The organism is Lysinibacillus sp. FJAT-14745, assembly GCF_001275675.1.
GTDB lineage: Bacteria > Bacillota > Bacilli > Bacillales_A > Planococcaceae > Lysinibacillus.
This window is the reverse complement of sequence record NZ_LITM01000017.1, coordinates 131,691-158,377: the sequence shown is the minus strand read 5'-3', so window position 1 is coordinate 158,377 and position 26,687 is coordinate 131,691. Positions and strand designations below refer to the sequence as shown.

Below are 26,687 nucleotides of genomic sequence, written 5' to 3'. Positions count from 1 at the left end.
TTTATGACAGTAATTCTTATTCAACAATTATCCAAACAGCAGGTGGTACAGTTTTTTACAGAACATTGGGGAAGTACAGAAATGGTCATTTCTAGCGGAGTTTATGATTGTAGCAAATTAGATGGCTTTGCCTATATAGATGAACAAAATACAATTTTAGGTCTCGTGACGTATATTATTCGTGCTGAAGAATGTGAAATTATTTCCCTTGATAGTATTGTAGAGGGAAAGGGCATCGGTTCATTGCTTGTACAAGCAGTTGAACAAAATGCATTCGAACAAGGCTGTACAATGATTTCCCTCATTACGACAAATGATAATTTACATGCGTTAAAATTTTATCAAAAGCGAGGTTATCACTTAGTCGAAATCATACAAAACGCGGTCGAGCAAGCAAGAGCGTATAAACCTGAAATTCCTTTAATTGGCAATGATGGGATTCCAATACGTGATGAAATACGATTAGTAAAGCAATCTGGCTTATAATGAGTCAGATTGTTTTTATTTGGGTGTAAAATTCCCATTGCAATATTCGGCGAAAACAAAGTGGTTAAATGGATGATTAACTGCTTGACGAAGAAAAATCCTCACTCATTTATTTTCAAGGTTTCATCATCTAAGATTTCTCGCTATACTTGATAGGGTGCAAGAAAGTGAGGAAAGAAATGAAAAAATTACTATTTGTTTTATTATTTAGTGTTCTAGTGGTGGCAGGAGCCTTCATCATTTATTTAAAAAGCAATCCACCACTTGTCATGAATAGCTATACAAATCCTACAGATGATTCAACTATAAGAATCGTAGAAATAGAGAACAAAGGACTAAGTGACATAAAGCTTCAGCAAATACTTGTCAATGATAAAGTGCCTGAAAACGTTGAGCTCGTCGTGAGTAAGTCTGAACCGTTTGAAGCAGAAACGAAGCTGGTGGGTAATCCGAATATTACCTATCATAAAGTAAGGCAGGTAAACATTTTTCCTAGTCAATACATAGATCGCAAAGCTATTGGAAAGCAGCCTCAGCATTATGCAGTAAAGGTTGAAGCACCTAATATTAAAACAATAACGATTAAGTACGAATATTTAAAAATGCCATTTACTTTAACAGCTGAGCTACAGACTACTAAATAAAGTTCATCAGTGGGGGCTTCTGTCCCCACTGATTTGCTGTTCCAACCATTTTCATTAAGCTGAAAGAGATACATATGTTTCACCTAACTTCATTGCATTCACTAAATTTTGAGTTGGGACTTAGGTACCTGACGTTACACTTTCGGTACAGCTAAATTACTGCTCGTTAATACGTAACATACTCGTTTTTTGTCTTATCATTTATGCCCATGTCATTTCATAAGATTGTTTGGTGAAAAAATACTATTCCTCCTAAAACATGGTAATCTAATAGTAACAGTCATTGCAATGTTAGGAGGGACTAAATGGAGTTTGTCGTTATCGGCATAGTACTTGTTGTCTGTATTTTCACTGTGACTTTAGTGGTTATTAGGAAGCATTCGAACGGGGATATTAAGCTGGAAGTAACAGCTGTATGTGAAGGGAAAAATGAATTAGATCAAGCTATTATGAAGATATATTTTACGTTTTCAATTGGCAAACTGGCGCATCGTAAAAAAGACATAATAGGCAGTATTGATTGGTCTAAAGGATGGATGCCTGTTTGCTATAATTTAAAGGAAAATGGAGCCTATCAAGAGGAACAATTACTTCCTGCTACAAATGAGAAAACATATACAACCTTCGAAATAAACACTGCAAATGCAATAGATCATCTGGGACGGGGTGAGGGGTATGCTGTATTAGTGTTAGAGGAACCTATTTCTACAGATCAATCTAGAGCAGGTGTGATTCTTGCGGTAACCGCCAATATGGTGACCTATCAGCTATCTGATTCGACTAGCTGGAATAATGACTTTGCAGTTAATCATTAAACACTGAGAAAAGCTATTCGTTAGGAGGAAAAACCTAATGAATAGCTTTTCTAATTGGTAGGAAAATAACGGAACTTATTAAAGTGTATTTCGTAGAATATTAATAGGAGGGAGTGTCTCAGCTGTATTCCTTACTAAAAGGGGACAATCTTGGGAAATGGAAAATGAATGGGAATCCTATCGAGATGCCCAGAAGGTCAAAAGTACATCAAACTTATTACGACCTAAATAAAATATGATTCTTATGAGGGAAATCCTCATGGCATAGGCTACGAGTATGATGACAATTCCTCACGCAGAATGGTCCGTCTATGTACAAGCTTGGATTAAACGATTACGAATTAACAAATGAAAAGTAGGTAAAAGACTTTGGATATTTTGACAGATAAATTAATCATGATTGGTTTGTTTATTCTCATCATTCACTCGATCGAGACACTTGCGTATGCAGTTCGATTGTCGGGTGCACGTGTAAAATTATTAGCTTCTGCACTATCCTTATTTAATGTCATGGTCATGTTTTCAAGGTTAGCAAATATGATGCAGCAGCCTTTTACCGGAAGCCTGACTGACACAGCGCCTAAGGAAAACACATTGGCATTTGTGGAGCAGCAATTCCGTATACTTATTGGTGCCGCTTCACTAGGTACTTTGGTAGGTATTCTACTATTGCCGACATTTGTAGCCATATTTTCAAGGGCTATTATTCATTTGTCTGAGGAAAGAGGCTCCATTCCAGCATTATTCAAAAAAGGTTTTAGTATTGAGTATATCAAACGGGGAATAAAACATATTCATTTGCCAAGTTTTTCATACTTAAAGGGGATTAGCTGGCGTGATATTCCCATTAAATTATTTATCGTGAATGTTGTTATAACGGCCATCTATACAATTGGTGTCTTGTCAGCACTTTACGCCGCTTTATTAGTTCCTGAAAGATCGAATACTGCTGTAATGTCATCAGGACTTATTAATGGTGTAGCGACGATGTTACTAATAATATTTATTGACCCTAAAATTTCCATTTTGGCAGATGATGTTATCAATCAAAGAGGCAGCTACTTAAGTCTTAAACGAGCTTCTGTGATGATGATGGGATCAAGGCTGCTAGGCACATTTTTGGCACAGCTCTTATTTATACCTGGAGCAAAATATATTGCTTGGTTTACACAATTTATGACTTAAGGGGGCATATACATTGACGATAACTATTCAAGCAGAATAACAGTTTTCACTAGGAATTAAGAAGAATAGATCGAAGTTGATATTTATATGATAACTTTCAAAGAAAGGAAAATCGATATCTAATGAAAAAAATATGCTTCCTAATTTTAATGATAGTTGTGTTAGTTGCTTGTAGTACAAATAAACAAGAGGATGTCCATTACATAGCGAAAAGTGAGCACTGGAAGGCCGTATATCATAGTAATGCCGAAGAGGGCTTACGACTTTTCTACCTTGGAGAAGAGCAAGACTTAGGTGATTTACAAATAACGATTGAAGGATCTGAAATATCAAAAATTTTCAATGACGCCCGAGTGAATACAGAAAAAGAGTTTAGCTTAAAGAAGAAAGAAAGTGCAAGAATTTTTAAAAAGGATGCTGCACCAACCATTCACGTTAAGTGGCAGTCTCATAATGAGACTTTAGAAGTGCGAAGTGTATGAAAACTAAGCTTAGCGATTGAGATTATATCGCAGTTTTCCTGCTAAAAGTGGAATGTGCAGTCAAGTACACATCGGACGAAAAGTTGGAATTATTTCGCAAAAAATAATTTTCGAACATTGACAAGTATTGGAGCATTTGTTAAAGTAAATAACAATTTCACAAAGCAATGAAATTGGCGATGACAAGGACACGAGTTTTGATAAACGATTCACAGAGAGGGCGGCCATGGCTGAAAGCTTCCTAATGCAGCTAGCAAAACTTACTACCTTTGAGCAGTGCTTGGAAACTTGCACCGTATATGCAACGTTACTGCATAGCAATGAGCCACTAGTGCATCTAGTGGGAATTTGGGTGGAACCACGGGTAATCAACACATGCTCGTCCCTTTATGGGGCGAATATGTGTTTTTTTATTTTAAAAAAAGGAGTAGAGAACATGTCAAATCAATTAATTAACATTCAATTTCCAGATGGTAGACAACAAGCATTTTCAAAAGGTGTTACACTAACCGACATTGCACAAGCGATTAGTCCCGCTTTACGTAAAAAGGCAATCGTAGGGAGTGTCAACGGGACCATCATTGATTTGACGCGCCCGATTTTGGAAGATACACAAATTTCCCTATATGATGCTAACTCAAAAGAAGGAATTCAGGTGATTCGTCATTCAACAGCCCATTTGTTAGCCCAAGCAATAAAGCGTTTATACCCTGATGCTAGGTTTGGGGTTGGGCCAGTTATCGAAAATGGGTTTTATTATGATATCGACATTGCGCATTCCTTTGCGTCTAGTGACTTGCAACAAATTGAAAAAATGATGAAGCAAATTATGCAAGAAAATATACAAATACAGCGCAAAGAAGTGACAAGAACAGAGGCACAACAGCTATTTGCTTATGATGCGCTAAAGTTAGAGTTATTAGAGGATATCCCTGAACATGAAGTTGTGACGGTTTACGAACAAGGAGACTTTTACGATCTATGTCGTGGACCGCATGTACCTTCCACAGGAAAATTACAACACTTTAAATTAATGCATGTGTCAGGAGCTTACTGGCGTGGAGATAGCAATAATAAAATGCTACAACGTATATACGGGGTAGCATTTGCCTCAAAAAAAGAGCTCGAGGAATATTTTGTTTTCTTAGAAGAAGCGGAGAAGCGGAATCACCGAAAACTAGGAAAAGAACTAGAGTTATTTATGTTTTCAGAAGAAGCACCAGGGATGCCGTTTTATTTAGCGAATGGTCAAATTATTCGCAATGAACTGGAGTCTTATTTACGTCATGTACAAGCAAAATTTGATTATCAAGAAGTACGGACGCCATTGATGATGAACCAACGTTTATGGGAACAGTCAGGACATTGGGACCACTATAAAGACAATATGTACTTTACACAAGTAGATGACCAAAGTTTTGCATTAAAGCCTATGAATTGCCCTGGACATATGTTGATTTTTAAAAATGCTTTACATTCGTATAGAGATTTACCGATTCGTATGGCCGAATTTGGTCAAGTTCATCGACATGAATTTAGTGGCGCATTAAATGGTCTTTTACGAGTTCGTACTTTTTGTCAGGATGATGCACATATTTTTGTTACGCCACAGCAAATTGAAGATGAAATTGCGCTTGCACTGAAGATTATTGATGAGGTATACCAGGTCTTTGGCTTCAAATACGAGATTGAATTATCAACACGTCCAGCTGATTATATGGGTGAACTTGAACTTTGGCATCAAGCGGAAGCGGCGTTAGAAAACGTACTAACAAAATTGGGCTTTCCTTTTACAATTAATGAAGGTGACGGAGCGTTTTATGGACCAAAAATTGATATTCATATTAAAGATGCCATTCATCGTAGTCATCAATGCGCAACGGTGCAGCTTGATTTCCAACTTCCTGAGAAATTCGATTTAACGTATATCAATGAACAGAATGAAAAAGTAAGACCTGTCGTTATTCATCGAGCGGTATTTGGCTCTATTGATCGCTTCTTAGGCATATTGATTGAGCATTTTGGAGGGGCGTTCCCAACGTGGCTTGCACCTCAGCAAGTTAAAGTTATTGGGGTTGCAGATACACACCGAGAATATGTACAGCGAGTAGTTGATGCTTTACAAAAGGAACAAATCCGTGTAAGTATTGACGATCGACAAGAAAAGCTGGGTAAAAAAATTCGTGAAGCTCAAATGAAAAAAATACCTTATATTTTAGTGCTTGGTGATAAAGAAATGGATCACCAACAAGTCACTGTTCGTAAATATGGTCAGCAAGCATTAATTGAAAAACCATTGCAACAGTTTATAGAGGAAATAAAGCAAGAAATACAGCAAAGAGCTTTATCTTCTAAAGGGGAGTAAACGATTCCTATATAACAAATTAGCTCGACTCTAGGGGTAAGTCCACTATTCCCTAGAGTCGAGCTATAAAAAGGCCTGAAATGTATGTTGTCATATATGTTTTGCTAAATTTACTGAAAAATGTTGGTTTTTTCATCGATTTTGCTACTATTATCAAATTTTCAAGCATACAATAAATTAAACAACAAACAAAATAGATTTAATTGATGGAATTACTTTGATAATTACTATTTCCTAAAAGGATAGTTTGGGTCTCAGCGTCAATGACCAGGTATTTATGATAAGTCTCCTGATTATTTTGCTTAAAGGATGCTAAAAAATATACTTGTCGATTGGGATGAATAAAAGTATGTTGAGAGAGGTCTATTTTTTTACGTATAAAATTAGTTTTTAGATGAAATGTTTCCTCAGCCTTCGGTACGTCCTTAAAGGCTATTTTTTGATGAATGTTTAAAGTAGCATCGTTATATTCCTCATAGATTGTCTTGTCTAATTGATGATAAAACTCATACTCAGTACGAAATGTCTGATATTGATTATTAGGATATTTATAAGATGTAGTTCCAGAAGGTATGCAAAGAATCGGTGCTGTATTTTCTACTGAATCTTGAGGCTGCTGTAGTAAAAAGCTTGAAACGACCAATGATAAAAAAAATACCTGCATTTTTAGGCCTCCTTTTTCCTGTCATAAAGAAGATATCCCATTTTTATGTTATTTATACGTATCTTTACAACAGCAATAGGAATTTGCTGTCTATTTGATAACCGGAACCTAATACAGGATAAAACTAGACGAATCATTGGAAATCGTTTTAGCTGGCTTTATTGATCGCTTTTGAATATTTATTTAGTAGGTCATCTAATTCTTGACTACAATCTACCACGCTAGGATGGGTGAAACCTAAATCCATAGCCTTTTTATACATATCTTTCCTTTTATTTTCAATCTCCATTCTCAAGAATTGTTTAAACGATATATTAACCAAAATCTTTTCCCCCTAAAATTTTCTCTTCATATTCTTGAAATACATTGACCTCGATTCAACTTTTTCATTGTATCTCACCTAAAATGAAAAATATGTCACATTGTGTATTGGTTGAGAAATTCGTAAATTAGTCATAGGAGAATCTATTAAATCTTATTTTGTGGGAAAAATAAAAAATAGTAAGGCTAAATAATTTGACCTATTGTGATTACCTTTTATTGTATTATTGATGTGTTTTATTAACCTAAATATAAGAATGTTAGCGTTTTTTTTTGGCTAGATTTTAGAAAATGTTAAGAGTGATAGTTAATAGATTAGCATCTTTTTTACTATAAAAATTTATGTCGGTATTGACGGAAGTTTTAATGAAATTCGTATCTTGTCACAATTTATCAAATAAACTTCTTTGTTGTTTGTTATTGAGGAGATTTTATTGTGGTTGATAATGTTGAGAATTTTCGAAATATACAGAATGATAGGTAAACTAGTTAGTGAATCTATTAAATGATAGGGGGAGGTATACGGTTTGAAGTTAAGGTGGCCTTTATTAAGCGTTATGATCGTCTCTAGTTTAATGTTGATAGCATGTTCAGACGTGAAAATTAAATCAGGAGAATCTACAGGAACAACAGCGGGTACAAACCATTCCGCTCAACACGTAGAAGATTCAAAACAACTACCTCCACCTATTGATAAGCATTATGATTTTACATATTTAGAGAAATTATCAGAGGAAAAAAGAGCTTTATATGAAGATTTCTTAAGCAAAGGGAATATGAATAGTTTAAAGACTTTTACACCAGAGGAAATGGTGTTAATAATGATGAATTTAGTATTTAAGCATAATTTCGATAAACTATATGCAATTACCTACAATAACAATGAGCTTCCAGATAAAGAAACTTTTATTGATGAGTATATAAATTATTTATTAGATGAGCAAATACAGGATTATTTAATGTACAGATACTACGATAATATTTCATTGAATAAAGAAACTAGCACCGAAAGTATTGCAATTGTTCATTTAGAGATAATTTTTGGAAGCTCCCATTACCTTAAGGTATTTGCCTTACTAAAAGAGGATGGTATGTGGAAGGTTGACTTATACAATTATATGCAAGAAAAGAAAGCAAAATCTGAAGAAAAATAGAGGGAATTATAATGACTGTAATATATTTTGTAAGACACGCTCATTCTCATTATACAGCAGATGAGTACAATCGTCCGCTTTCTGGCAAAGGGTTTGAGGAAAGGGATCGTGTTACTAGATTATTTGAAAATAAAAATATCCATACGATATATTCAAGTCCATATAAAAGAGCCATTCAGACGGTTGAGGGCATAGCACAGGAACATAAATTACAGATAAAAACGATTGATTCATTTAAAGAAAGAATACTATCTAATCTAATGGAAAAATATTTGATTTTGACGCTGCCATTCATCATGTATGGAGGTATCCGAATTTTGCATTTGAGGGTGGAGAATCAAATGATACCGCACAGGAACGAGCTATTACTACCTTGAAAAAAATTATACTTGCACATCCACATGACAATATAGTGATCGGAACACACGGCAATATAATGGTCTTAATGATGCAATATTTTGATGCTCAGTATGATACCTCATTTTGGAAGAAACTTTCAATGCCTGATGTGTATCAACTAACGTTTCAGCATTTCGTGTTAAGTGATGTTCAAAGAATTTGGGAATAAAGATGGGGTGTCAATTTTGTAAATAAATTTGAATCTAAAAGGGGCTGTCTACTGGCAGCCCCTTAGTTCATTTTATCGAAAAGGATCATGGATTTATCGAGATATTCGAAGTATTTCCATCACCTGAGGAAAATTGCTTATCCTATTTGAGCCAATCTTCTCGTAATAGACCAAATAAAACTACATCATGAAATTGGCCGAAGCGGAAAATCTCATTTCGTAGAATACCTTCTTTTGTAAAGCCACATTTTTCATAGGAACGAATAGCTCCTTTATTAAAGCTGAAAACCTGAAGCTTAATTTTATTAATGGAAATATAATTAAAAATAAAATGAATAAGAGTTTTCATGGCATCGGTTCCAAGCCCTTTGCCGTGCCATTGTTCACCAATTGAGATGCCTACAAAGCAAGTACTATTTTGCCAGTTGATGCCATAGACACCACAGGAGCCGATAAGCTCATTAGTCGACTTTTCAAAAATACCGAAGATAAACTCCTCTTTTTTGCCACTAATACTTTGAAAGAATGAAGCATGATCCTCAAAGGTATTTGGGAAGGGAATTTCGTCGTTGGCAAGCAGCAACGACTTTTTTTCACTTTCAATTTTTACAAATGCTTCTAAGTCGGAGGAAGTCATTTGTTGTAAAGTAATAGATTGACCTGTAAGAAATTCTTTCAAATAATTTTCCATTTTTTCTCCCTTGTTCAAGGGCTGCAGTTAGAGTCTACACCCCTTTGATTATTTGTTGTTTAAACAAAACATCTACTGCAATTTCCGCACTCATATGCACAACTCCTTTAGTTTAGATAACTTTATAGTAGCATTTTTGGTAATTAGTAGAAACAAATATTTTTAATCAGGTCTGTATAAGAGCAAGAAGGACAGTTAAAAGGAACATCTGATTTTTATTTATTGTTGTTTGAAGGACGCCAATGGGACTGGTTACCTACATCTTGTTTTTCCATCCAATATAGAAAATCGTCTATGCACCGAATATCGTAATCTAACACTGCTTCATATACATAAATCGAAGGAAGTGCTATGGATTTCTTTAGCAGTTCTTCTTTTATATTTAAAATATACTTTCGACTCTCTATTGTTAAGGAGTCGTTCATTAACGATACTAAATCCCTTGATAGAGGACCTTTTCGTGTTTCAGAAAACAGCCACATATCAATATTCCAAATTTCTAATGGGGCATGCTCATATTGTATTTTAAAATAGTAACCATTAAATGGTGTTTCTAAATAATTACGATACTTTAATTCTATGACCTTCGGATTGCCAGTTAAGTTCGCTAATATTGACATGGCTTCCGCTGCATTCGGCCGAACACAAAATGTTTCGATATCGATATCTTGATCCACTAGTAAATCATACGCTGTAGCGCCGACAACATAAGCTTGACCAATTGTATTCCATTTTTCTAGTAGTTCCAATTCTTCTAGAATGAGCGAGGCAGTTTCTTTTCGCTCTTGTGCTCTCTTTAGTAATTCCAAAATTTACACCTACTCCACAATAAATTTCTAAATCATGTTAGAATACATTATATTTGTCATTTGTTCAATATAATTGTGCCAAGACCAATCTAAAGAAGAAAGAAGGGGAGATTAATTAGGTTGATTACAACGACGAAAGATGAAAGGGAGAGGGTTTCGGTGAGATTAAAATTTTATGAAGAAAAAGATGATCACTTCATTGAACGATATACGATCACAGAGGAGCAGCTTCGCTATACAATGTCTCCGAAAGCAAGTATTGAACTAGTAAAACAGGATAAAAATCGTCATGCCATTCTTGTAGTAGATGAAGACAAGCTCGTGACCTTCTTTGTGTTACATGAAAATGAGGGTGTTAAGCCATATTCCTCTAATGAACAGGCAATTTTAATTCGTGCCTTTTCGACAGACTTTTATGAACAAGGTAAAGGCTATGCGAAGGCAGCAATACAGCTTTTGCCGGACTTTGTTTTGGAGCATTTTCCAAATATCAATGAGCTTGTGTTAGGGGTTAATCCACCGAATACTGCCGCACAGTCACTTTATAAAAAATGTGGATTTGTCGATGAAGGAAGGCTGGCAACAGGGTTCAGAGGTGAGATTAAAGTGATGAGTTATTATATTAAGTAGAATAGATAGAGAAATACTTGATTGTAAATATTTGTATATTACTGAATGAAGCTACGTCACTTTGCAGAAAAATATTTTCTCCGCATAAGCTATGAATATTGATTTAAAGAGGTGAACAAAATTGATAGATTTACTGGAAGCACGTATGGAGCATTTCGATGAAATATGTGCGATTGATCAAGAAGTAATTGGAGATTTTTCGAGAAGCAAATATTTGCGAACAGCAATTAACGAAAAACGATGTATCATTCAACAAACTGAAAAAGGGATTACTGGTTTTCTTATTTTTACGAATGACTTCTTTGAAAACTGCTTCATCTCATTAGTTATTGTTAAGCCATCCGAGAGAAGAAAGGGAGTTGCCACAGCATTATTAGCTTTTTATATAGAAATGGCTAACACTCCGAAAATCTTTTCATCTACAAACCAATCAAATACTAGTATGCATAAAGTATTTGAAACGGCAGGGTTTATAAAAAGTGGGTTTATAGAAAACTTAGACGAGGGAGATCCGGAAATTATTTATGTGAAGTTAAAGAATTAGCAAGGCCTCACAGTAGAAGTACTGCTGCGAGACCTTACAATATGAAAGCTTATTTTCTAGCTCGTATTACTAAAAAAGAGGGGCGACGAAGCTCTTTTTCTAAGGAAGGCAGTTTTTGAATAGCCTCTGAATCAGGAAGCGGCTCTAGTATTTTTTCTATCGTAAAGTCATGTGCAATTAATGTGTTAATGATTGTAGAAATGCTACGATGAAATAAGTTAAAGCCTCCGGCGGATGCCACGGAATCGGAAAGGAGTTCTTTGTGCAAGCACAAAGCCGATTCCGGACGCAATTATGCCGAGGCATAATTGATCAAAACCATCCACAAACCAAGTTCGCTCACGCAAGCCCTCATCATGGTAATGGTCAATCGCGTAATGGCTCCTTTTGCCGTTGTCATCATAAAGCTAATTATCCTCCATTGTTTGACGAGCTGTAACGATCGGATGCTCTACAGAAAAAATAAAAACACTACCTGGACGAAGGATTTTTGCAATTTTACCAATCACTGCATTAAAATCCTTAATATAATGCAAGGAAAGCGAGCTCGTTATACAGTCAAAGCTGTTAGGAGCTGCATGATAATCCTCTATTGCTTGCAAATAGTAGTCTATATGCGGATGAGCATGTTCACGTTGAGCAATTGCTAGCATATTTTGTGAAACATCAATAGCGGTTACGTGCTGTGCGTTATTTGCTATACAATAGTACACAAATTCTCCCATTCCACAGCCGATATCAAGTATTTGTAAGTTGGATAAATTAGGAAGTAATGATTTTAACGCTGGTTGTTCAAGCAAATTATTGAAGTTGTATGGTCCTTGACGTAACTTTTGATATTGACGGAAAAATTCCGGATGGTCATAAATATTTTGTTTCATAGTAAACCTCCACTTGTCTAACATAACGTTATGTAACATTTGCGCATACTTATTGTCACATAGCTACCTCGAAAGAAATAGACTTTTATTTCAATTTTTAGTAAGATGTAGGTAGAGACATGCCATCTTTTTGCAATTCGCCATCTATTTAATTGCATAGATGGTTTTTTGACATGAGGACGTCTTTTAGAGAATTCTTCATTACTGTATGTTTTTTTACGCCATGAAATTGTAACAATTCCGAAAAATAAAATTATTTAAAGGGAAATGATGGCACTTATTTTAATCAATGACGTTCTTTTTATTGGGGATAATTATGCGGTTTCCCAAAAAATACATTGGAGGATGTTACATTGAGTAAAGAAACATTATTAAGTTTAAGTAGTAATTCATTGTTCGGGGCATTTATTTTACTACTGATTGCCATTATACCGATTGGGCTTGCTGTGAAATCAAAAGGGAAGATATTTGGAAAAGTCGGGCTTCTACTTACATATATTGCTTTTGCTTTACAGCTAGTGTATTTCATTTTAAGGTGGATTGCCGTTGATCATGCACCTGTAAGTAATATGTATGAGTTTATGACGTTCTTTGGCATCATGCTTACTGGTAGCTATTTGATCATTCATTTTTTATATAAGCAAATTGTAGTAGGTTTGTTTACTATCCCTGTGTCATTACTTATTCTCGGTTATGGAAGCGTTTTTACAAAAGCGGTGTCACCACTTGTTCCATCACTGCAAAGCAATTGGTTAACGATTCACGTGATGACAGTTGCATTTTCAAGTGCAATATTATCGATTTCGTTCGCAACAGGTATTATATATTTATTAAGAACATTAGATGTTTCTAAATTTTCTATTAGTACAGTTTCCTTGGAATTTGTGCTATATTGTTTAATTGTCGTAATTGGCTTTATCGGTGTGGGCACATATTTTAACTTAGCAGCAGATAAAACCGAGGTTCAATTTGAAAATAAGCTAGGGGTGAAAGAAACAGCCGTTTATATGATGAAACCGCTGATTGTCAATAAAGATGCAGTAACAGCAAGTGGGGATCAGGTTGGCGTTTTACAGATTACCAATAAGATAGATGCGAAGAAATTGAATTCTATAGTATGGTCATTTATCACTGGAACGATTTTATATGCGTTGATTTTGCTCATTACGAGAAGACGGTTAATTGTTTTATTAAAGCCATTAACAAACCGCGTACAGCCAGTATTAATGGATGAAATTTCATATCGAGCTGTTGTTATAGGTTTCCCATTGTTCGCTTTAGGAGGTCTGGTGTTTGCCATGATTTGGGCACAGATTGCTTGGAGTAGATATTGGGGCTGGGATCCTAAGGAAGTGTGGGCACTTATAACATTTTTATTTTATGCCGCATTCCTTCATTTCCGACTTTCTAAAGGTTGGGAAGGGGAAAGGACAGCTTGGCTAGCGATTATTGGCTTTGGAATTATCGTGTTTAACCAGGTATTTGTGAATCTTGTCATTGCAGGTTTACATTCTTACGCGTAAGGGTGCTAAGTTGAATATAGTAAACTAAAAAAGAGACATCCGCAATTTGGATGTCTCTTGAATTTTGCACTGTTTATTCTAAAGCTAATTAAATCTTTACAACATTAGTTGCTTGTGGTCCGCGGTTACCTTCTTCTACGCCGAACTCCACTTTTTGGCCTTCATCTAAAGTTTTAAAGCCATCCGTTTGAATTGCAGAGAAATGTACAAATACATCATTTCCACCTTCAACCGCGATAAAACCAAAACCTTTTTCTGCGTTAAACCATTTTACTGTACCTTGTGTCATGTGAACAACCTCCCAAAAAAATTAAACAATCATATTCCTTCGATCGCTTGCAAAAAAATCACATATTCAAAAGCTCGTATTACTTTTGAATACGTGATTTTAACGGTTAAGATGAAGTAATGTAATTATTATCTTAATTATATAACAGTTTCAGACATTTATCCAGTATATTCCGTTTTATTAAGAAAAAATTTACATATTTTTAATATATTTAGTTAATCCAAGCTTTCTCTTTAGCGACAATTACTGCCTCTGCACGTGATTCTACGTTTAGTTTGACAAAAAGTTTGGATAAATAGTTTTCAACGGTGCGTTGTGTAACCCCAATAGCTGAAGCGATTGCTTTGTTTGTACAGCCTTGCGCGACAAGCTGTAAAATCTCTTGCTCCTTCTCGCTTAGTAAAACATCTTGTTGCACATTTGGTAGATTGGTCCGCTGATGTACAAAATCTAAAAAATCAGCTGCTAGTAGGATCTCGCCTCTTAGCGCGGCTTGAATGGTTTGAATCACTTGCTCTTTCGTGGCAAGCTTTGATAATAGTCCATCGACTTTTTTCTCGATCAGTAGTTCGTAATAATCGGAAAGCTCATAGCCTGTATAGAGCAGTATAAGTGCTTCTGGTTGTTTTTTCTTAATCATTTCAGACAGTTGGATGCCATTGAGTGGTTTCATATTAATATCAATTAAAAATAATTGAAAAGCTTGAGCATCCATTCTCGACAGAACAGCTGCACTATCCTGCTCTGTGTCTATCCGAACATTTATTAAATCCTGTAATAAAGTTTTTGTACCATCTAAAACGACAGGATGGTCATCTACAATAAGAATATCAATCATATGATTCCACGTCCTCTTGTATTTGAATAAATATATGCATTCCTTCATTATGGCTGGAGGTTATTGTGATGTCTCCATTAAAAGCACGGACACGTTCTCGAATACCGTTGATGCCCATAGAAGCGGAAGATTGCATTAAATCTTCAATATTTGCTCCAATACCATTATCATCATATTGGAGGATGAAACCACCATTTATCGCTTGTAGTGTTAGTGAAACTTCAGTTGCCTCAGCATGTTTAATTGCATTATTTAAAAGCTCCTGCACAAGACGATAGACGACTAAATGTAAGGTTACATCCTGGAATTGGACACGTTCTATTTGGGTGTTTAACAAAAAGTCGGCCCGTATTTTCACCTTTTGAGTCAGCTTTTTTAAAGCGATTTGTAGCCCAAATGTGTCTAGTAATGGAGGGCTTAGATTCTCACAATACTCCCGTAAATCCTTCGATGCATTTAGCAATTGCTCTCGAATATCTAAAACTTTTTCTTTTTTTATATCGGGCGAGCTAGCAAGTACATCTAGCTCTCTCGCTAAATGAAGTTGCTCTTGCAAAATAGTGTCATGTAATTCCTGGGCTAAAATACTTTTTTCCTTTTCAATAATATTCCATAATAATTTATCGAGCCAAGGAAGCTGTGTATCATGGTTATCCTTCATCAGCCTTATTTCACATACTAAATCTTCAATTAGCTTTAAATTATCAATAAACATTGAAACATAAAGGGCAAGTAACTCTAACCAAAGAAGCTCTTCTTGTTGTAATACATGTCTTATGTTTAACATGATTTTTTCTTCACCTGAATCATGTAATAGCAGGTGAGTCATTTCATTCACTATGTTCACTTCACCACGAGTGTATGGCACATCTTCCGTTGTTGTTGTAATCGTAAAAGCTGTAGTACCGAGCTTTTCGGTTATTTCATATTTGAATTGATCCAGTAATTCTTGTTGATTTTTAGCTTTACCCATACGATTAACGGCAGCATATAAATTATGTACATAATTGCCAGTAGAGGAAAAAATAATCTTTCGATACTTAAAATCAAGCTGCTCTTTTATATAGAAGCTAGCAATGATGACGAAGAATACAAGTATATAGATGCTTGTAATGTTAATAATCGATAATTTGTCTATAAACAGTATGGTAATGCCCGTAGTTAATAGTAATGCACTAAAAAAAGCAAGTGTTGAATAATAGCGCAAACGAGATAATTGATATTCAATATCGAATAATCGTTCATTCACTTGAATGAAGATAAAAGAAAAAGGAATAAACAATAAAAATAATGCCGCTACCTCAGCATGTAAAATAGGGTTCAAACCTACTATTTCAGGAATGACGAATAACAGTAAAAACGGCAAGAAAGGCGTAATAAACGCAATAGTGATCAGGCGGATTTTTGCCAGTTTAGTTCGTAAATAACTCGTTAGTAAAATGTAGATGGCATAGAGAACTAGAACAGCAAACATTCCTAAGTTAATTAATGATGCTATCGTCCTGAAGTCAGAATTAACTATTTCAATGAAATCACAGCAAGCTATCAATAGTACTATTAGATAAAGCCTCTTAGTATTGATGTAGCGCCATTCTATATTTAGGTAGCGGAAATAAAATTGTAAAAAGTGAATAAAAAGTACAATGCATAAAACGATGCCAATAGTGATTACTGATGATCCAATTAGATTTCCTCTAGCTGAGGCTCCTGTACTTATATAAGCCAATGAACAAGTTAATAAAAATAATGTTAGTAGACTAGTTAGCAGATTATCTTGATTTCTTCGCCATAAATAGAGAGCGACGCCAAAAGATAAGACAAAATAAAACAGAGGAAAAACAATTTGCAAATAAAATTCTTCCGGAATATCTTTATGCTTAATTGTAACAGAATGAACATTACCATTAGGCTTCATAAACGTTAGTTCATTAGCACTTCTAACGACAGAATCGAGTTGGATAGAACGAACATCTTCTGCAGGCTTGCCATCGATTGTCAGTAGAAGATCTCCTTTTTCAATATTATTTTGCTGTGCCCAATCGGGATAATAGGATTCATCTATAATAGGTTGTCCGCTAGTTGTGTCCACAGAAATTAAAATTAAAGGTATTCGCATTGCCACTACAAGCACATAAATACCGAGGAGTAGGTAGGTTATGAAAATACTATATGTCCATTTACTCATAGTTTTCTCACATATATTTGCATGATAATATTGCCCCATTTCCATCTTAAGTACCTATATATTATCCATAATTTTTGGTAATTTTGGAATACCGAAATAAGGTGTTTCGGAAAACCACTATTGCTTTTTCGGAATAACGAAATAGTTTTTTCGGTGTAGCCTATGATAATGTAAATCTAGCATATGTGACGAAAAGGGGGAGCATTGCATGAAAAAGAAAGGATTGCCACTAATCCTTTTTTTTCTAGTCGTCATAATGTCGTACCCGAAGACAACAATCGCTAAGAACTTTGTGAATGATGCGGTGAAAGTAGATATTTGCATTATTGGGGGTGACAATCACTTTGTCTATAAGATTCCTAAGCATTTACATAATGATACGCCGTATGTTGAAATGAAGAATAATATTGAATCTTCCTTAGCAAGTCATTGGAAGATCGGGGATGCCCGTTATGAAGCCGACCAGACAGATGTTGCGTATACTTTTTACATTAAAGATTTAATTAATGAAAAACAAAATGGGCAAATGAAGGTAGCGATACCCTATACTTTTTTAGTAGGTATGTTTGGTGAAAATGATGCCATTCAATTACGTATTTTGGCTAGCAAATTAATCGACTGGAAATCCAACTCAAAGGATTGGGCAACTCTTGGCTTTGTGACACCGTCCACTAATTTTAGTGAACAGGAATATGTTTATGAGGGAGAGGTCAACGAGCTTCTACAGCAGCGGGTAGGACATTTTAATGGCACGGTTATGAAAGGGCAAATGGTACTACAAAGTGTTATTTATTTTAGCTTTATTATGGCACAGTTTATTGCCTGTATTATTTTATCGAGGCGTTTAAAAAAGCGAATTATTGAAGACCCAGAAAACATGCATCAGTTCCGAAAGCTTAACTATCTGTACCAAATCATTCCGTTAATGATTATCGGTGTGCAAATTGTTTTTCTTGTCATGTCAGGGTTAATGACTGCGTTTGGTCTCTATTTCTCCCCAGGGATTAATCTCTTGCTTATTATTGGACCTATATTATTTAATATTATTTTGGTGCCAATGTTTTTTGTCACGATTGAGAGTGAAATCTCAAAAGAGCTAGAGTACAATTCCTTTGGCTCTGACATGTAAATATAGTTTTTATTTTTGGGCGTCCAAATGTAGTTATAAGATGTTATAATGGTCAACAGCATACTTGAAGGAGCTGTTTATTAACATGGCGCATCCAGAAATCGCGTACTTAAATTTACTACAACATATATTAGACAATGGCGTTAAAAAGGAAGATCGTACAGGAACAGGTACATATAGTGTATTTGGCTATCAAATGCGATTTGATTTAAGCAAAGGCTTTCCTCTTTTAACGACTAAACGTGTACCATTCAAGCTTGTAGCAAGCGAGCTACTTTGGTTTATCAAAGGGGATACAAATATTCGTTATTTACTGCAAAACAACAACCATATTTGGGATGAATGGGCATTTAAAAAATGGGTTGAATCTGATGAATATACAGGTCCTGATATGACAGACTTTGGCCGTCGTTGTTTAGTGGACGAGTCTTTCAATGCTGACTACAAAAAAGAGTTAGCTTCATTTTGTGAGCGTGTTTTAACAGACGATGAATTTGCACGTAAATACGGAGAGCTTGGGAATGTTTATGGCAAACAGTGGCGTAATTGGACAACATCAACAGGAGAAAGCATCGATCAATTACAAGATGTAATCGATCAAATCAAACACAATCCAGATTCTCGACGCATTATTGTCAATGCATGGAATCCAGAGGATGTTATCAATGCTGGAGCAAAGGGCAGCAAAGCCGCATTGCCTCCATGTCACGTTATGTTCCAATTTTATGTCGCAAATGGTAAATTAAGCTGTCAACTAATGCAAAGAAGCCTTGATACATTACTAGGCTGTCCATTTAATATTGCATCATATGCATTACTGACACATTTAATTGCACATGAATGTGGATTAGAAGTTGGCGAATTTATTCATAGCATTGGGGATGCTCATATATATGCAAACCACGTGGAACAAGTAAAAGAACAGCTTTCACGTGAACCTAAGGACCTACCAACCTTAAAAATTAATCCAAATAAAACGTCAATTTTCGACATAGAGCTCGAAGATCTTTCGATTGAGGGCTATGATCCACACCCAACAATTAAAGCACCAATTGCCGTTTAAATTAAAGCAGCAGCCGTTTTGGTTGCTGTTTTTTTTAGCTATCGATAGTGAAGTGACGGATAGAGAAGACAAAGCAAAGGGAAGGGCCAGGAGAGCGACGGAAGAATGGCCAAAGTGAGGGATAGTAAGGCCAGAGCGACGGAAAGAAAGGTCAGAGCGACGGATAGAAGCCAGAACGACGGAAAGAAAGGCAAGAGTGACGGATAGAAAAGCCAAAGCGACGGAAAGAAAGGTCAGAGCGACGGAAAGAAGCCAGAACGACAGAAAGAAAGGCCAGAGCGACGGAAAGAAAGGTCAGAGCGACGGAAAGAAAGGCCGGAACGACGGAAAGAAAGGCCAGAGCGACGGAAAGAAAGGCTAAAGCGACGGAAAGAAAGGTCAGAGCGACGGAAAGAAGCCAGAACGACAGAAAGAAAGGCCAGAGCGACGGATAGTAAGGGCAGAACGACGGAAAGAAAGGCTAGAGCGACGGAAAGAAAGGCCAGAGCGACGGAAAGAAAGGTCAGAGCGACGGAAAGAAGCCAGAACGACGGAAAGAAGCCAGAACGACGGAAAGAAGCCAGAATGACGGATAGTAAGGCCAGAGCGACGGATAGAAAGGCTAAAGCGACGGAAAGAAAGGTCAGAGCGACGGAAAGAAGCCAGAACGACGGAAAGAAAGGCCAGAGCGACGGATAGAAAGGCTAAAGCGACGGAAAGAAAGGTCAGAGCGACGGAAAGAAGCCAGAACGACGGAAAGAAAGGCCAAAACGACGGATAGAAGAGCCAAAAACGTGGATAGCACCCACAAAATCGTGGATAGAACCGCCAGGCGACGGATAGAATCATCAAAGCACAAGATAAAATGCCAAAAGAAAGAGCCAAATTCTCTAGCACTTTATATGAAGGATGTTTAAAATTATGAAATTTTTCCGATATAATAAATCTGGAAGTCCTATTAAAAATTTAGAGGTGAATGATGTGAGGAGATCATTGATTTTTCAAATAGACGGAAGAGAACGTGAGCAGCGTTTAAGGACGAAATTGCTTATGAATACGCCTCAACCAAAAGAGGAATCTGAGCTACCACACATCTCTACAAAATTAACGCAGGAGCAAATACATAATATGATGCAAGTCATTGAGGAAATTCGCCTGAAAGGTTATAAAGAAAAACTATAAATGTAAGCGTCTTCTAAGCTATAATAGCTGAGGAGGTGTTATATAATGAACGTGATATTTGTTGATTCGGTTTTAGGGACAGAGCTTTTACAAATGGTGTCACATGATGTGGCAGGTATATTAGCAGCGGCTCAGGGGGAAAGTGTGACGTTTCCGATTGGCCATTTTAAGTATGAGTTCCATAATTTAGACTTTTATGAGCAAGATGGAGAAATACGACAAGAATTAGTCATTTACGTAAAGAAAGTATAATTATCGTATAATACTTCGAAAATGGAAAAAATAAATACAGGTGCAAATAGAGCAATTTGTTTGCTTTTATTTATACCTGTAACTATAATGGTTACAACAGGTGGTGATACATATGGTGAACAGTCGATTTTCGGTAGCGATCCATATTCTTTCTCTCATTGCAACAACATCTGATAAAAGTCAGCTGACGTCTGAGTATATCGCAGGGAGTGTCAATACAAATCCAGTTGTCGTACGACGAATGATTGGTGTGCTAAAAAAAGCGGGCTTATTAACATCGCAATCAGGTATTGCTGGCTATGACTTATTAGTGGAGCCGAAAGATTTAACGCTATTAGCTATTTACCATGCGATTGATGGGCCAGAGCAGCTATTTGCGATTCATGATGAGCCAAATCCAGCATGTACGGTTGGTCGAAAAATCCAACGGACATTGGAAGGTGTTTATACATCTGTCTGGCATGCAATGGAAGAACAACTACATGCACAAACTTTACAGGATGTGCTAGATCAACTTCGTTAACATCAACGAAGTCGGTCTTTTGTATCTAACCTGTAACTAAAATGGTTACAAATAAAAATAGGAGGAATTATTAATATGAAAATTGCAGTAATTGGTGCAACAGGGAAAGCAGGACAAAAAATTGTAGGGGAGGCACTGCAACGTGGTTATCATGTAACTGCAATTGTACGATCGGCTTCAAAAGTAACAACAAATATGCCAGTCATTGAAAAGGATGTCTTTGCATTATCTCAAGAAGATGTGAAAGGCTTTGACGTAGTCGTAAATGCGTTTGGCGCTCCTTTTGGTCAGGAGGAATTACATGTGAAAACTGGCCAACATTTAATTGATATTTTCACTGGTATTCATACAAAATTAGTTGTTGTCGGTGGAGCGGGTAGTCTGTTTGTAGACCCAGAGAAAACTGTTCGTGTAATGGATACACCAGATTTTCCAGAAATGTTTTATGCGACAGCTAAAAACCAAGGTGAAAATTTACGTGACTTACAACAATCAACTATTACTTGGACATTTTTAAGCCCATCTGCTTTCTTTGATCCAGAAGGTCCACGTACTGGTAGCTATACTACTGGAGAAGATCATTTATTTGTAAATGCTGCTGGTGAAAGTTATGTTAGTTATGCAGATTATGCCGTTGCAATGTTAGATGAAATTGAAAATCCAAAACATGTAAACAGTCGTTTTACAGTTTCTTCTAATAAATAGTAATTTAGAACGATTATAATTATTTAAATTTAGCTGAACTAATACAAACAATTAGTTCAGCTTCTTTTATTATTGTGATTACTGAACGATTGGCAATATTTATCTCGCATTGTAATAGTCCGATTGGTGAAGATTAATAATTAACCCACTAGTTAAAGTTTCACCTTATGTTTCTAAAATCAGCTTTAATTAATTTCCTGTTGATATAAGGGCATTCTTGCTTTTAACCCTTTAATAATAACGAGAAAAATTGCTAAACAAAGTAAAAAATGGTGACCTTAAATCGTAATGGTTTCAGAGTAGCGCTAGGTTTTTAGAGAATAATAATATCTTTTCGTGGAATTTTTCATTTTACAGACAAATGACTGTTTACAATACTGCATTTATTAGCTACTATCAAGTGTGAGTATTACATAAAAGGAGACGACAATTATGTCCACACAACGTATAGAAAAAGACTTTTTAGGTGAACGTGCCTTACCAAGCAATGCTTATTACGGGATTCAAACGCTTCGTGCGACTGAAAACTTCCCGATTACAGGTTATACAATTCACCCTTCTCTTATTAAAGCAATGGGTATTGTAAAAAAAGCAGCTGCTTTGAGTAATATGGAGGTACACCTACTTTCAACAGAAATCGGAGATGCAATTGTCGAAGCTGCACAAGAAGTTATTGATGGCGAATGGGATGCTGAATTTATCGTTGACCCAATCCAAGGCGGTGCTGGCACATCTATTAATATGAATGCCAACGAAGTCATCGCTAACCGTGCCTTAGAGATTTTAGGCAAAGAAAAAGGGGACTACAAATCAATTAGCCCAAACAGCCATGTTAATATGTCACAATCAACAAACGATGCTTTCCCAACAGCTATTCATATTGCTGTGTTGCATTTGATAGATGAACTACTTCTTACAATGGAAAACATGCAAGCGGTGTTCCACCAAAAAGCGGAGCAATTCGCGCATGTTATTAAAATGGGTCGTACGCATTTACAAGACGCTGTACCGATTCGATTAGGGCAAGAATTTGAAGCATATTGCCGTGTTATCACTCGTGATATTGCGCGTATTCGCCAAACTCGCCCAAATTTATATGATGTAAATATGGGAGCAACAGCTGTTGGTACAGGATTAAATGCATTTCCTGACTATATTCAATCAGTTGATGTTCACCTTGCTGAAATTTCTGGATTGCCGCTTAAAGGCGCTACACACTTGGTGGATGCAACACAAAATACTGATGCTTATACAGAAGTATCTGGCGCATTAAAAATCTGTATGATTAATATATCGAAAATCGCTAATGACCTTCGTTTAATGGCATCTGGTCCACGTGCTGGATTAGGGGAAATCGTTTTACCAGCACGTCAACCTGGATCTTCTATTATGCCTGGGAAAGTAAATCCTGTTATGCCAGAGGTTCTGAACCAAGTGGCATTCCAAGTAATTGGTAATGACCATACGATTTCTTTAGCATCTGAAGCAGGACAATTAGAATTAAACGTTATGGAGCCTGTGCTAGTCTTTAACTTAATTCAATCTATTAGCATTATGAATAACGTGTTCCGAGCATTTACACAAAATTGCTTGAAGGATATTGAAGCAAACGAAGACCGCATGAAAGAATATGTGGAAAAAAGCGTTGGTGTGTTAACAGCAGTGAACCCGCATATTGGCTATGAGGTAGCTGCACGAATTGCGCGTGAAGCAATTTTATCAGGTCGTTCAATTCGTGAGCTTTGCATTGAAGAGGGTGTGCTAACGAAAGAACAATTAGATTTAATTTTAGATCCATATGAGATGACACACCCAGGTATTGCCGGATCAAGTATTATGAAATTAAAATAATTTATTATGAAAGCACTTTGTCTAAGGCAAAGTGCTTTCATGTTTTTAAAAACTATTATGTCATTTTATATCACCTCTTCATTGAAACAATGGTTTTGATGCTACGAAAGTACTTCCTCGTTGGTAAAACTTTTTACTTACAAAAGTTGGACTTTTTTCTATGAATTTCAGGTGATTTCAACTATAATGACTACATTGGGATAATATAATAGTTGGGGGTATTTAGTATGAGTTTACGGAAAAAAAGTATAATTGGCTTTTCAACTTTAAGTGTTCTCATGGTTGTCATTTTAATCATTGACCTAGCAAGATTAACATCATTAGGATGGCTATCGACTTTATTAACGGTAATAGGGATCACTATGGCGATTTCTTATATTTTCTATGTGAAATATAAAATTATTAAGCCAATTAAACAATTAGCTGCATCCGCTCAAGCTATAGCTGAGGGGAATTTGCAAACTTTTCCTATTGAGATAAATTCCAATGATGAGATTTCAGAGTTAGCTAAAGCGTTTTTAGAGATGAAGGAACAATTACATACGATGACACAAAAAATTGCGAGTAGTTCTACAGATTTATCAGCGAGCATAGAGGAGCTATCAGCAAGTACAAATGAAATTACAAATGCTGTTAATGAAGTTGATTCACAAATGGAGAATACGACTGAGGGTCTTAAGAAAGCAGCACAGTCTGCAAATGAAAGTGCGATTGCTATGCAAGAAACTGCTGATGGCATTGAACGTATTACCGTGGCAACGCAAGATGTATTTGATCATGCAAAAGAAGCAAATGACATTGCAGGAAACGGTGCGGAAATTTTACATGTGGCTAAAAATCAGATGGAATTTATTTCAACTTCTACTGAAAAAACAAGTGAATTAATGCAGCAATTATCTGGAAAAATGACAGATATCAAATCTATGACAGACATGATTACGGCTATTACAGATCAAACGAATTTGCTTGCATTAAATGCAGCGATTGAAGCAGCGCGTGCCGGAGAGCATGGTAAAGGTTTTGCAGTAGTAGCGGAGGAAGTTCGAAAATTGGCAGAGCAATCTAAGCATTCGGCTATTCAAATTGTCGAGCTCGTAGTTGGCATTGAAAGTGATACAAAACAAGTAGCTACCTCTGTCGAAGAGGACTTGAAAAACGTTCAACAGGGCGTCTATGTTATTGATGAGGCTACAAAATCATTTGGTACGATCTCGCAGCATGTTAGTAAAATGACGAACCAGCTAGAGGATATTTCCGCAACAGCTGAAGAGCTTTCAAGTAGTGCGAATGAGGTGACAAAATTAGTATCGACAATCGCTAATGGAATGGATAGTTTATCTAATTCTACAGAAGTCGTTCTGCAGTCAGTTGATGAGCAAAGTGCCTCCATGCAAGCGGTCAACATAGTAGTGTCACAAGACTTATGTGCACAGGCTGAAAATTTACAAAAGCTTACACAGAGATTTAGTGGCCACTAATTGAAAGAAATATATTATTCCAGGCGTGTTGATTAACCATTTTTATACATCCAAAGAGGCTGATTTCCGCTACGGGCTACTCGCTTTCCTGCGGGCGAGCGTCGAGCCGCTTCCTCCACTTCGCTCCGTGCAGGGTCTCGGGCCAACACGATGTTGGTCACGAAGGCGTTATCACAGGATGTGATGGTTTTAGCCTTCGTTCCTCTATCGCTTTCCCGCGGGAGTCGAGTAGCCCTACGCTACAATCAGTTAAAATGAAATATATCGGCAAAGAGGTAACGAAAAAATCCTTTTATCGCTCAATAATAAACTTATTTTTTCCTAATCAACACGCCTGATATTATTCATTAAAAAAAGCTATTTTGCAGGGATAAATTTTCTGCGAAATAGCCTTTTTTATTTTATATCAAGTCCATTGATTAACTAAAGACACTTTGCTTCGAAATTAAATATTAAATAAGCCGAAAAAATCAGTTGTTATCGTCAAAAATACTATGCTAATCATAAACATCATTTCTGCGATAGTAGCAACAAAATCTTTTTTATTTTCCGCGTATTTCCATTCCATAAATGCTCGTAACATTTCAGATGTTATAAAAAAGACAATTAAGATAAACCATGTTTTAAAATACAAAGGAATGCTAACTGGATCATTGTAAATCATATAATACGAACTAATTAATACTAGAATCGTAAAAATTATTCGTACAGACCAATCTAGTTTTTTATGTCTTTCGTTAAGGTGATTATAAGAAAACCATTTCTTTCTTTCGACACCTAACAGCTTTCTAATGACAAATCCAAAAGTACTAACTACTAAAACAAGCATAATTAGAAAAAGCATTAGTGGTCCAAATTGGATATTAATATTATTCAATTTCATTCACCTCTCAACCTGATCTTTTCTTGAGATATTATTTATGCACTCTTAATGCTTGAACAATTAATGAAATTCCTATAATACATAAACTCCCTGATAAAACATGAAGGGTTATATTCCATCCTTCACTGACTTTTTGAAAATATTTGATATATAAAGACACGCCAAATATGTACATTGAGAAACCCCAAATGCCTCTAAGCATCCCCATCCCACCTTTTTCTAAAGTAACCGAAAATTTTATCTGTATAGAGAGTGTAGCACAGTAGATAATTATTTGGTAATTAATTGGGGATTGTGCGACGAATGGAATTACCAGTTATATGTAAAAATATGAGAGCGTGGTTCAAGAGCCCTTAGATTGATATGAGAGGGACAGTTTAACATTTATGTTTATACGTTAACTACTTGCAGAGCGTTGAGTTAGCATACATGAGTATTCAACTGCGAGAGACTGAAATTTACTAAAAGATGAAATTATTTTTTAGTATAAATTGGGCTCATCACCATAACTTGGGGTTGACCATAAAAAATTCAATAAATTCCCATTAAAGTATAGAAAAAAAGTGAA

The 26,687-nt window shown here is 36.0% G+C and carries 28 protein-coding genes and 1 pseudogene; 19 read left to right on the top strand and 10 right to left on the bottom strand.

The window, feature by feature from the left end:
• Positions 1-3: 3 nt before the first annotated feature.
• From AMS59_RS22835 to thrS, 6 genes are all read left to right on the top strand, one after another.
• Positions 4-486 carry a GNAT family N-acetyltransferase gene (locus AMS59_RS22835; RefSeq protein WP_053485993.1) on the top strand — a complete coding sequence of 161 codons (483 nt, stop codon included), beginning with the start codon at positions 4-6 and terminating at the stop codon, positions 484-486.
• A gap of 179 nt (positions 487-665) precedes the next feature.
• Positions 666-1,130 carry a hypothetical protein gene (locus tag AMS59_RS22830; protein ID WP_053485992.1) on the top strand — a complete coding sequence of 155 codons (465 nt, stop codon included), beginning with the start codon at positions 666-668 and terminating at the stop codon, positions 1,128-1,130.
• 305 nt (positions 1,131-1,435) lie between these two features.
• A complete protein-coding gene (locus AMS59_RS22825) occupies positions 1,436-1,945 on the top strand; it encodes a hypothetical protein (RefSeq protein ID WP_053485991.1) in 510 nt (169 codons plus the stop codon).
• Positions 1,946-2,341: 396 nt separating this feature from the next.
• Complete coding sequence (locus AMS59_RS22820) at positions 2,342-3,130, top strand: lipid II flippase Amj family protein (protein WP_053486048.1); 789 nt, start codon at positions 2,342-2,344, stop codon at positions 3,128-3,130.
• A 122-nt stretch (positions 3,131-3,252) separates the two neighbouring features.
• Positions 3,253-3,612: a hypothetical protein gene (locus tag AMS59_RS22815; RefSeq protein WP_053485990.1), complete on the top strand. Its 360-nt coding sequence runs from the start codon at positions 3,253-3,255 to the stop codon at positions 3,610-3,612.
• A 436-nt stretch (positions 3,613-4,048) separates the two neighbouring features.
• Complete coding sequence (thrS, locus tag AMS59_RS22810; protein WP_053485989.1) at positions 4,049-5,977, top strand: threonine--tRNA ligase; 1,929 nt, start codon at positions 4,049-4,051, stop codon at positions 5,975-5,977.
• Positions 5,978-6,176: 199 nt separating this feature from the next.
• Here thrS and AMS59_RS22805 read toward each other — a convergent pair whose 3' ends face one another.
• Both AMS59_RS22805 and AMS59_RS24605 read right to left on the bottom strand, forming a co-directional pair.
• Positions 6,177-6,641 carry a hypothetical protein gene (locus AMS59_RS22805; protein WP_053485988.1) on the bottom strand — a complete coding sequence of 155 codons (465 nt, stop codon included), beginning with the start codon at positions 6,639-6,641 and terminating at the stop codon, positions 6,177-6,179.
• A gap of 148 nt (positions 6,642-6,789) precedes the next feature.
• Entirely contained in the window at positions 6,790-6,930 is a 141-nt protein-coding gene (locus AMS59_RS24605) for an aspartyl-phosphate phosphatase Spo0E family protein (protein ID WP_199777829.1), read from the bottom strand.
• 559 nt (positions 6,931-7,489) lie between these two features.
• Here AMS59_RS24605 and AMS59_RS22800 point away from each other — a divergent pair.
• Both AMS59_RS22800 and AMS59_RS22795 read left to right on the top strand, forming a co-directional pair.
• A complete protein-coding gene (locus AMS59_RS22800; protein ID WP_053485987.1) occupies positions 7,490-8,116 on the top strand; it encodes a hypothetical protein in 627 nt (208 codons plus the stop codon).
• An 11-nt stretch (positions 8,117-8,127) separates the two neighbouring features.
• Positions 8,128-8,684 (top strand): annotated as a pseudogene (locus tag AMS59_RS22795) (histidine phosphatase family protein).
• A 142-nt stretch (positions 8,685-8,826) separates the two neighbouring features.
• Here AMS59_RS22795 and AMS59_RS22790 read toward each other — a convergent pair.
• Positions 8,827-9,375: a GNAT family N-acetyltransferase gene (locus AMS59_RS22790; protein WP_053485986.1), complete on the bottom strand. Its 549-nt coding sequence runs from the start codon at positions 9,373-9,375 to the stop codon at positions 8,827-8,829.
• A gap of 215 nt (positions 9,376-9,590) precedes the next feature.
• Entirely contained in the window at positions 9,591-10,184 is a 594-nt protein-coding gene (locus AMS59_RS22785; protein ID WP_053485985.1) for a hypothetical protein, read from the bottom strand.
• Between the two features lie 159 nt (positions 10,185-10,343).
• On the opposite strand from AMS59_RS22785, the gene AMS59_RS22780 reads away from it, so the two are divergent.
• Both AMS59_RS22780 and AMS59_RS22775 read left to right on the top strand, forming a co-directional pair.
• Positions 10,344-10,814, top strand: coding sequence for a GNAT family N-acetyltransferase (locus tag AMS59_RS22780; protein ID WP_053485984.1), 471 nt, complete (start codon positions 10,344-10,346; stop codon positions 10,812-10,814).
• Between the two features lie 121 nt (positions 10,815-10,935).
• Positions 10,936-11,358, top strand: coding sequence for a GNAT family N-acetyltransferase (locus tag AMS59_RS22775; protein WP_369814355.1), 423 nt, complete (start codon positions 10,936-10,938; stop codon positions 11,356-11,358).
• A 407-nt stretch (positions 11,359-11,765) separates the two neighbouring features.
• Here the strand turns inward: AMS59_RS22775 and AMS59_RS22770 are convergent, their stop codons facing one another.
• Positions 11,766-12,239 carry a bifunctional 2-polyprenyl-6-hydroxyphenol methylase/3-demethylubiquinol 3-O-methyltransferase UbiG gene (locus AMS59_RS22770; protein WP_234007890.1) on the bottom strand — a complete coding sequence of 158 codons (474 nt, stop codon included), beginning with the start codon at positions 12,237-12,239 and terminating at the stop codon, positions 11,766-11,768.
• Between the two features lie 353 nt (positions 12,240-12,592).
• Between AMS59_RS22770 and ccsB the strand changes: the two genes are divergently transcribed.
• Positions 12,593-13,762: a c-type cytochrome biogenesis protein CcsB gene (gene ccsB / locus AMS59_RS22765; RefSeq protein ID WP_053485983.1), complete on the top strand. Its 1,170-nt coding sequence runs from the start codon at positions 12,593-12,595 to the stop codon at positions 13,760-13,762.
• 88 nt (positions 13,763-13,850) lie between these two features.
• Here the strand turns inward: ccsB and AMS59_RS22760 are convergent, their stop codons facing one another.
• From AMS59_RS22760 to AMS59_RS22750, 3 genes are all read right to left on the bottom strand, one after another.
• Positions 13,851-14,051: a cold-shock protein gene (locus AMS59_RS22760; RefSeq protein ID WP_053485982.1), complete on the bottom strand. Its 201-nt coding sequence runs from the start codon at positions 14,049-14,051 to the stop codon at positions 13,851-13,853.
• Positions 14,052-14,262: 211 nt separating this feature from the next.
• Positions 14,263-14,889 (bottom strand): response regulator transcription factor, encoded by a 627-nt coding sequence (locus AMS59_RS22755; protein WP_053485981.1) that lies wholly within the window; start codon positions 14,887-14,889, stop codon positions 14,263-14,265.
• Positions 14,882-17,074 carry a sensor histidine kinase gene (locus tag AMS59_RS22750; protein WP_053486046.1) on the bottom strand — a complete coding sequence of 731 codons (2,193 nt, stop codon included), beginning with the start codon at positions 17,072-17,074 and terminating at the stop codon, positions 14,882-14,884. Before AMS59_RS22750 ends, AMS59_RS22755 begins: the two co-directional genes overlap by 8 nt.
• A gap of 208 nt (positions 17,075-17,282) precedes the next feature.
• Between AMS59_RS22750 and AMS59_RS22745 the strand changes: the two genes are divergently transcribed.
• Positions 17,283-18,203: a hypothetical protein gene (locus tag AMS59_RS22745; RefSeq protein ID WP_053485980.1), complete on the top strand. Its 921-nt coding sequence runs from the start codon at positions 17,283-17,285 to the stop codon at positions 18,201-18,203.
• 85 nt (positions 18,204-18,288) lie between these two features.
• Complete coding sequence (locus AMS59_RS22740; protein ID WP_053485979.1) at positions 18,289-19,266, top strand: thymidylate synthase; 978 nt, start codon at positions 18,289-18,291, stop codon at positions 19,264-19,266.
• 622 nt (positions 19,267-19,888) lie between these two features.
• Here AMS59_RS22740 and AMS59_RS26525 read toward each other — a convergent pair.
• Entirely contained in the window at positions 19,889-20,035 is a 147-nt protein-coding gene (locus AMS59_RS26525; protein WP_234007889.1) for a hypothetical protein, read from the bottom strand.
• 131 nt (positions 20,036-20,166) lie between these two features.
• On the opposite strand from AMS59_RS26525, the gene AMS59_RS22735 reads away from it, so the two are divergent.
• From AMS59_RS22735 to AMS59_RS22710, 6 genes are all read left to right on the top strand, one after another.
• A complete protein-coding gene (locus AMS59_RS22735) occupies positions 20,167-20,427 on the top strand; it encodes a hypothetical protein (protein ID WP_053485978.1) in 261 nt (86 codons plus the stop codon).
• Positions 20,428-20,472: 45 nt separating this feature from the next.
• A complete protein-coding gene (locus AMS59_RS22730; protein ID WP_053485977.1) occupies positions 20,473-20,679 on the top strand; it encodes a hypothetical protein in 207 nt (68 codons plus the stop codon).
• A 112-nt stretch (positions 20,680-20,791) separates the two neighbouring features.
• Positions 20,792-21,202 carry an Rrf2 family transcriptional regulator gene (locus AMS59_RS22725; RefSeq protein WP_053485976.1) on the top strand — a complete coding sequence of 137 codons (411 nt, stop codon included), beginning with the start codon at positions 20,792-20,794 and terminating at the stop codon, positions 21,200-21,202.
• Between the two features lie 75 nt (positions 21,203-21,277).
• Positions 21,278-21,907: an NAD(P)-dependent oxidoreductase gene (locus AMS59_RS22720; protein WP_053485975.1), complete on the top strand. Its 630-nt coding sequence runs from the start codon at positions 21,278-21,280 to the stop codon at positions 21,905-21,907.
• A gap of 432 nt (positions 21,908-22,339) precedes the next feature.
• Positions 22,340-23,758 carry an aspartate ammonia-lyase gene (aspA, locus tag AMS59_RS22715; protein WP_053485974.1) on the top strand — a complete coding sequence of 473 codons (1,419 nt, stop codon included), beginning with the start codon at positions 22,340-22,342 and terminating at the stop codon, positions 23,756-23,758.
• A 227-nt stretch (positions 23,759-23,985) separates the two neighbouring features.
• On the top strand, positions 23,986-25,236 hold the full coding sequence (locus AMS59_RS22710; RefSeq protein WP_053485973.1) for a methyl-accepting chemotaxis protein: 1,251 nt from the start codon (positions 23,986-23,988) through the stop codon (positions 25,234-25,236).
• Between the two features lie 445 nt (positions 25,237-25,681).
• Here AMS59_RS22710 and AMS59_RS22705 read toward each other — a convergent pair whose 3' ends face one another.
• Complete coding sequence (locus AMS59_RS22705) at positions 25,682-26,119, bottom strand: DUF4181 domain-containing protein (RefSeq protein WP_053485972.1); 438 nt, start codon at positions 26,117-26,119, stop codon at positions 25,682-25,684.
• Between the last annotated feature and the right edge of the window lie 568 nt (positions 26,120-26,687).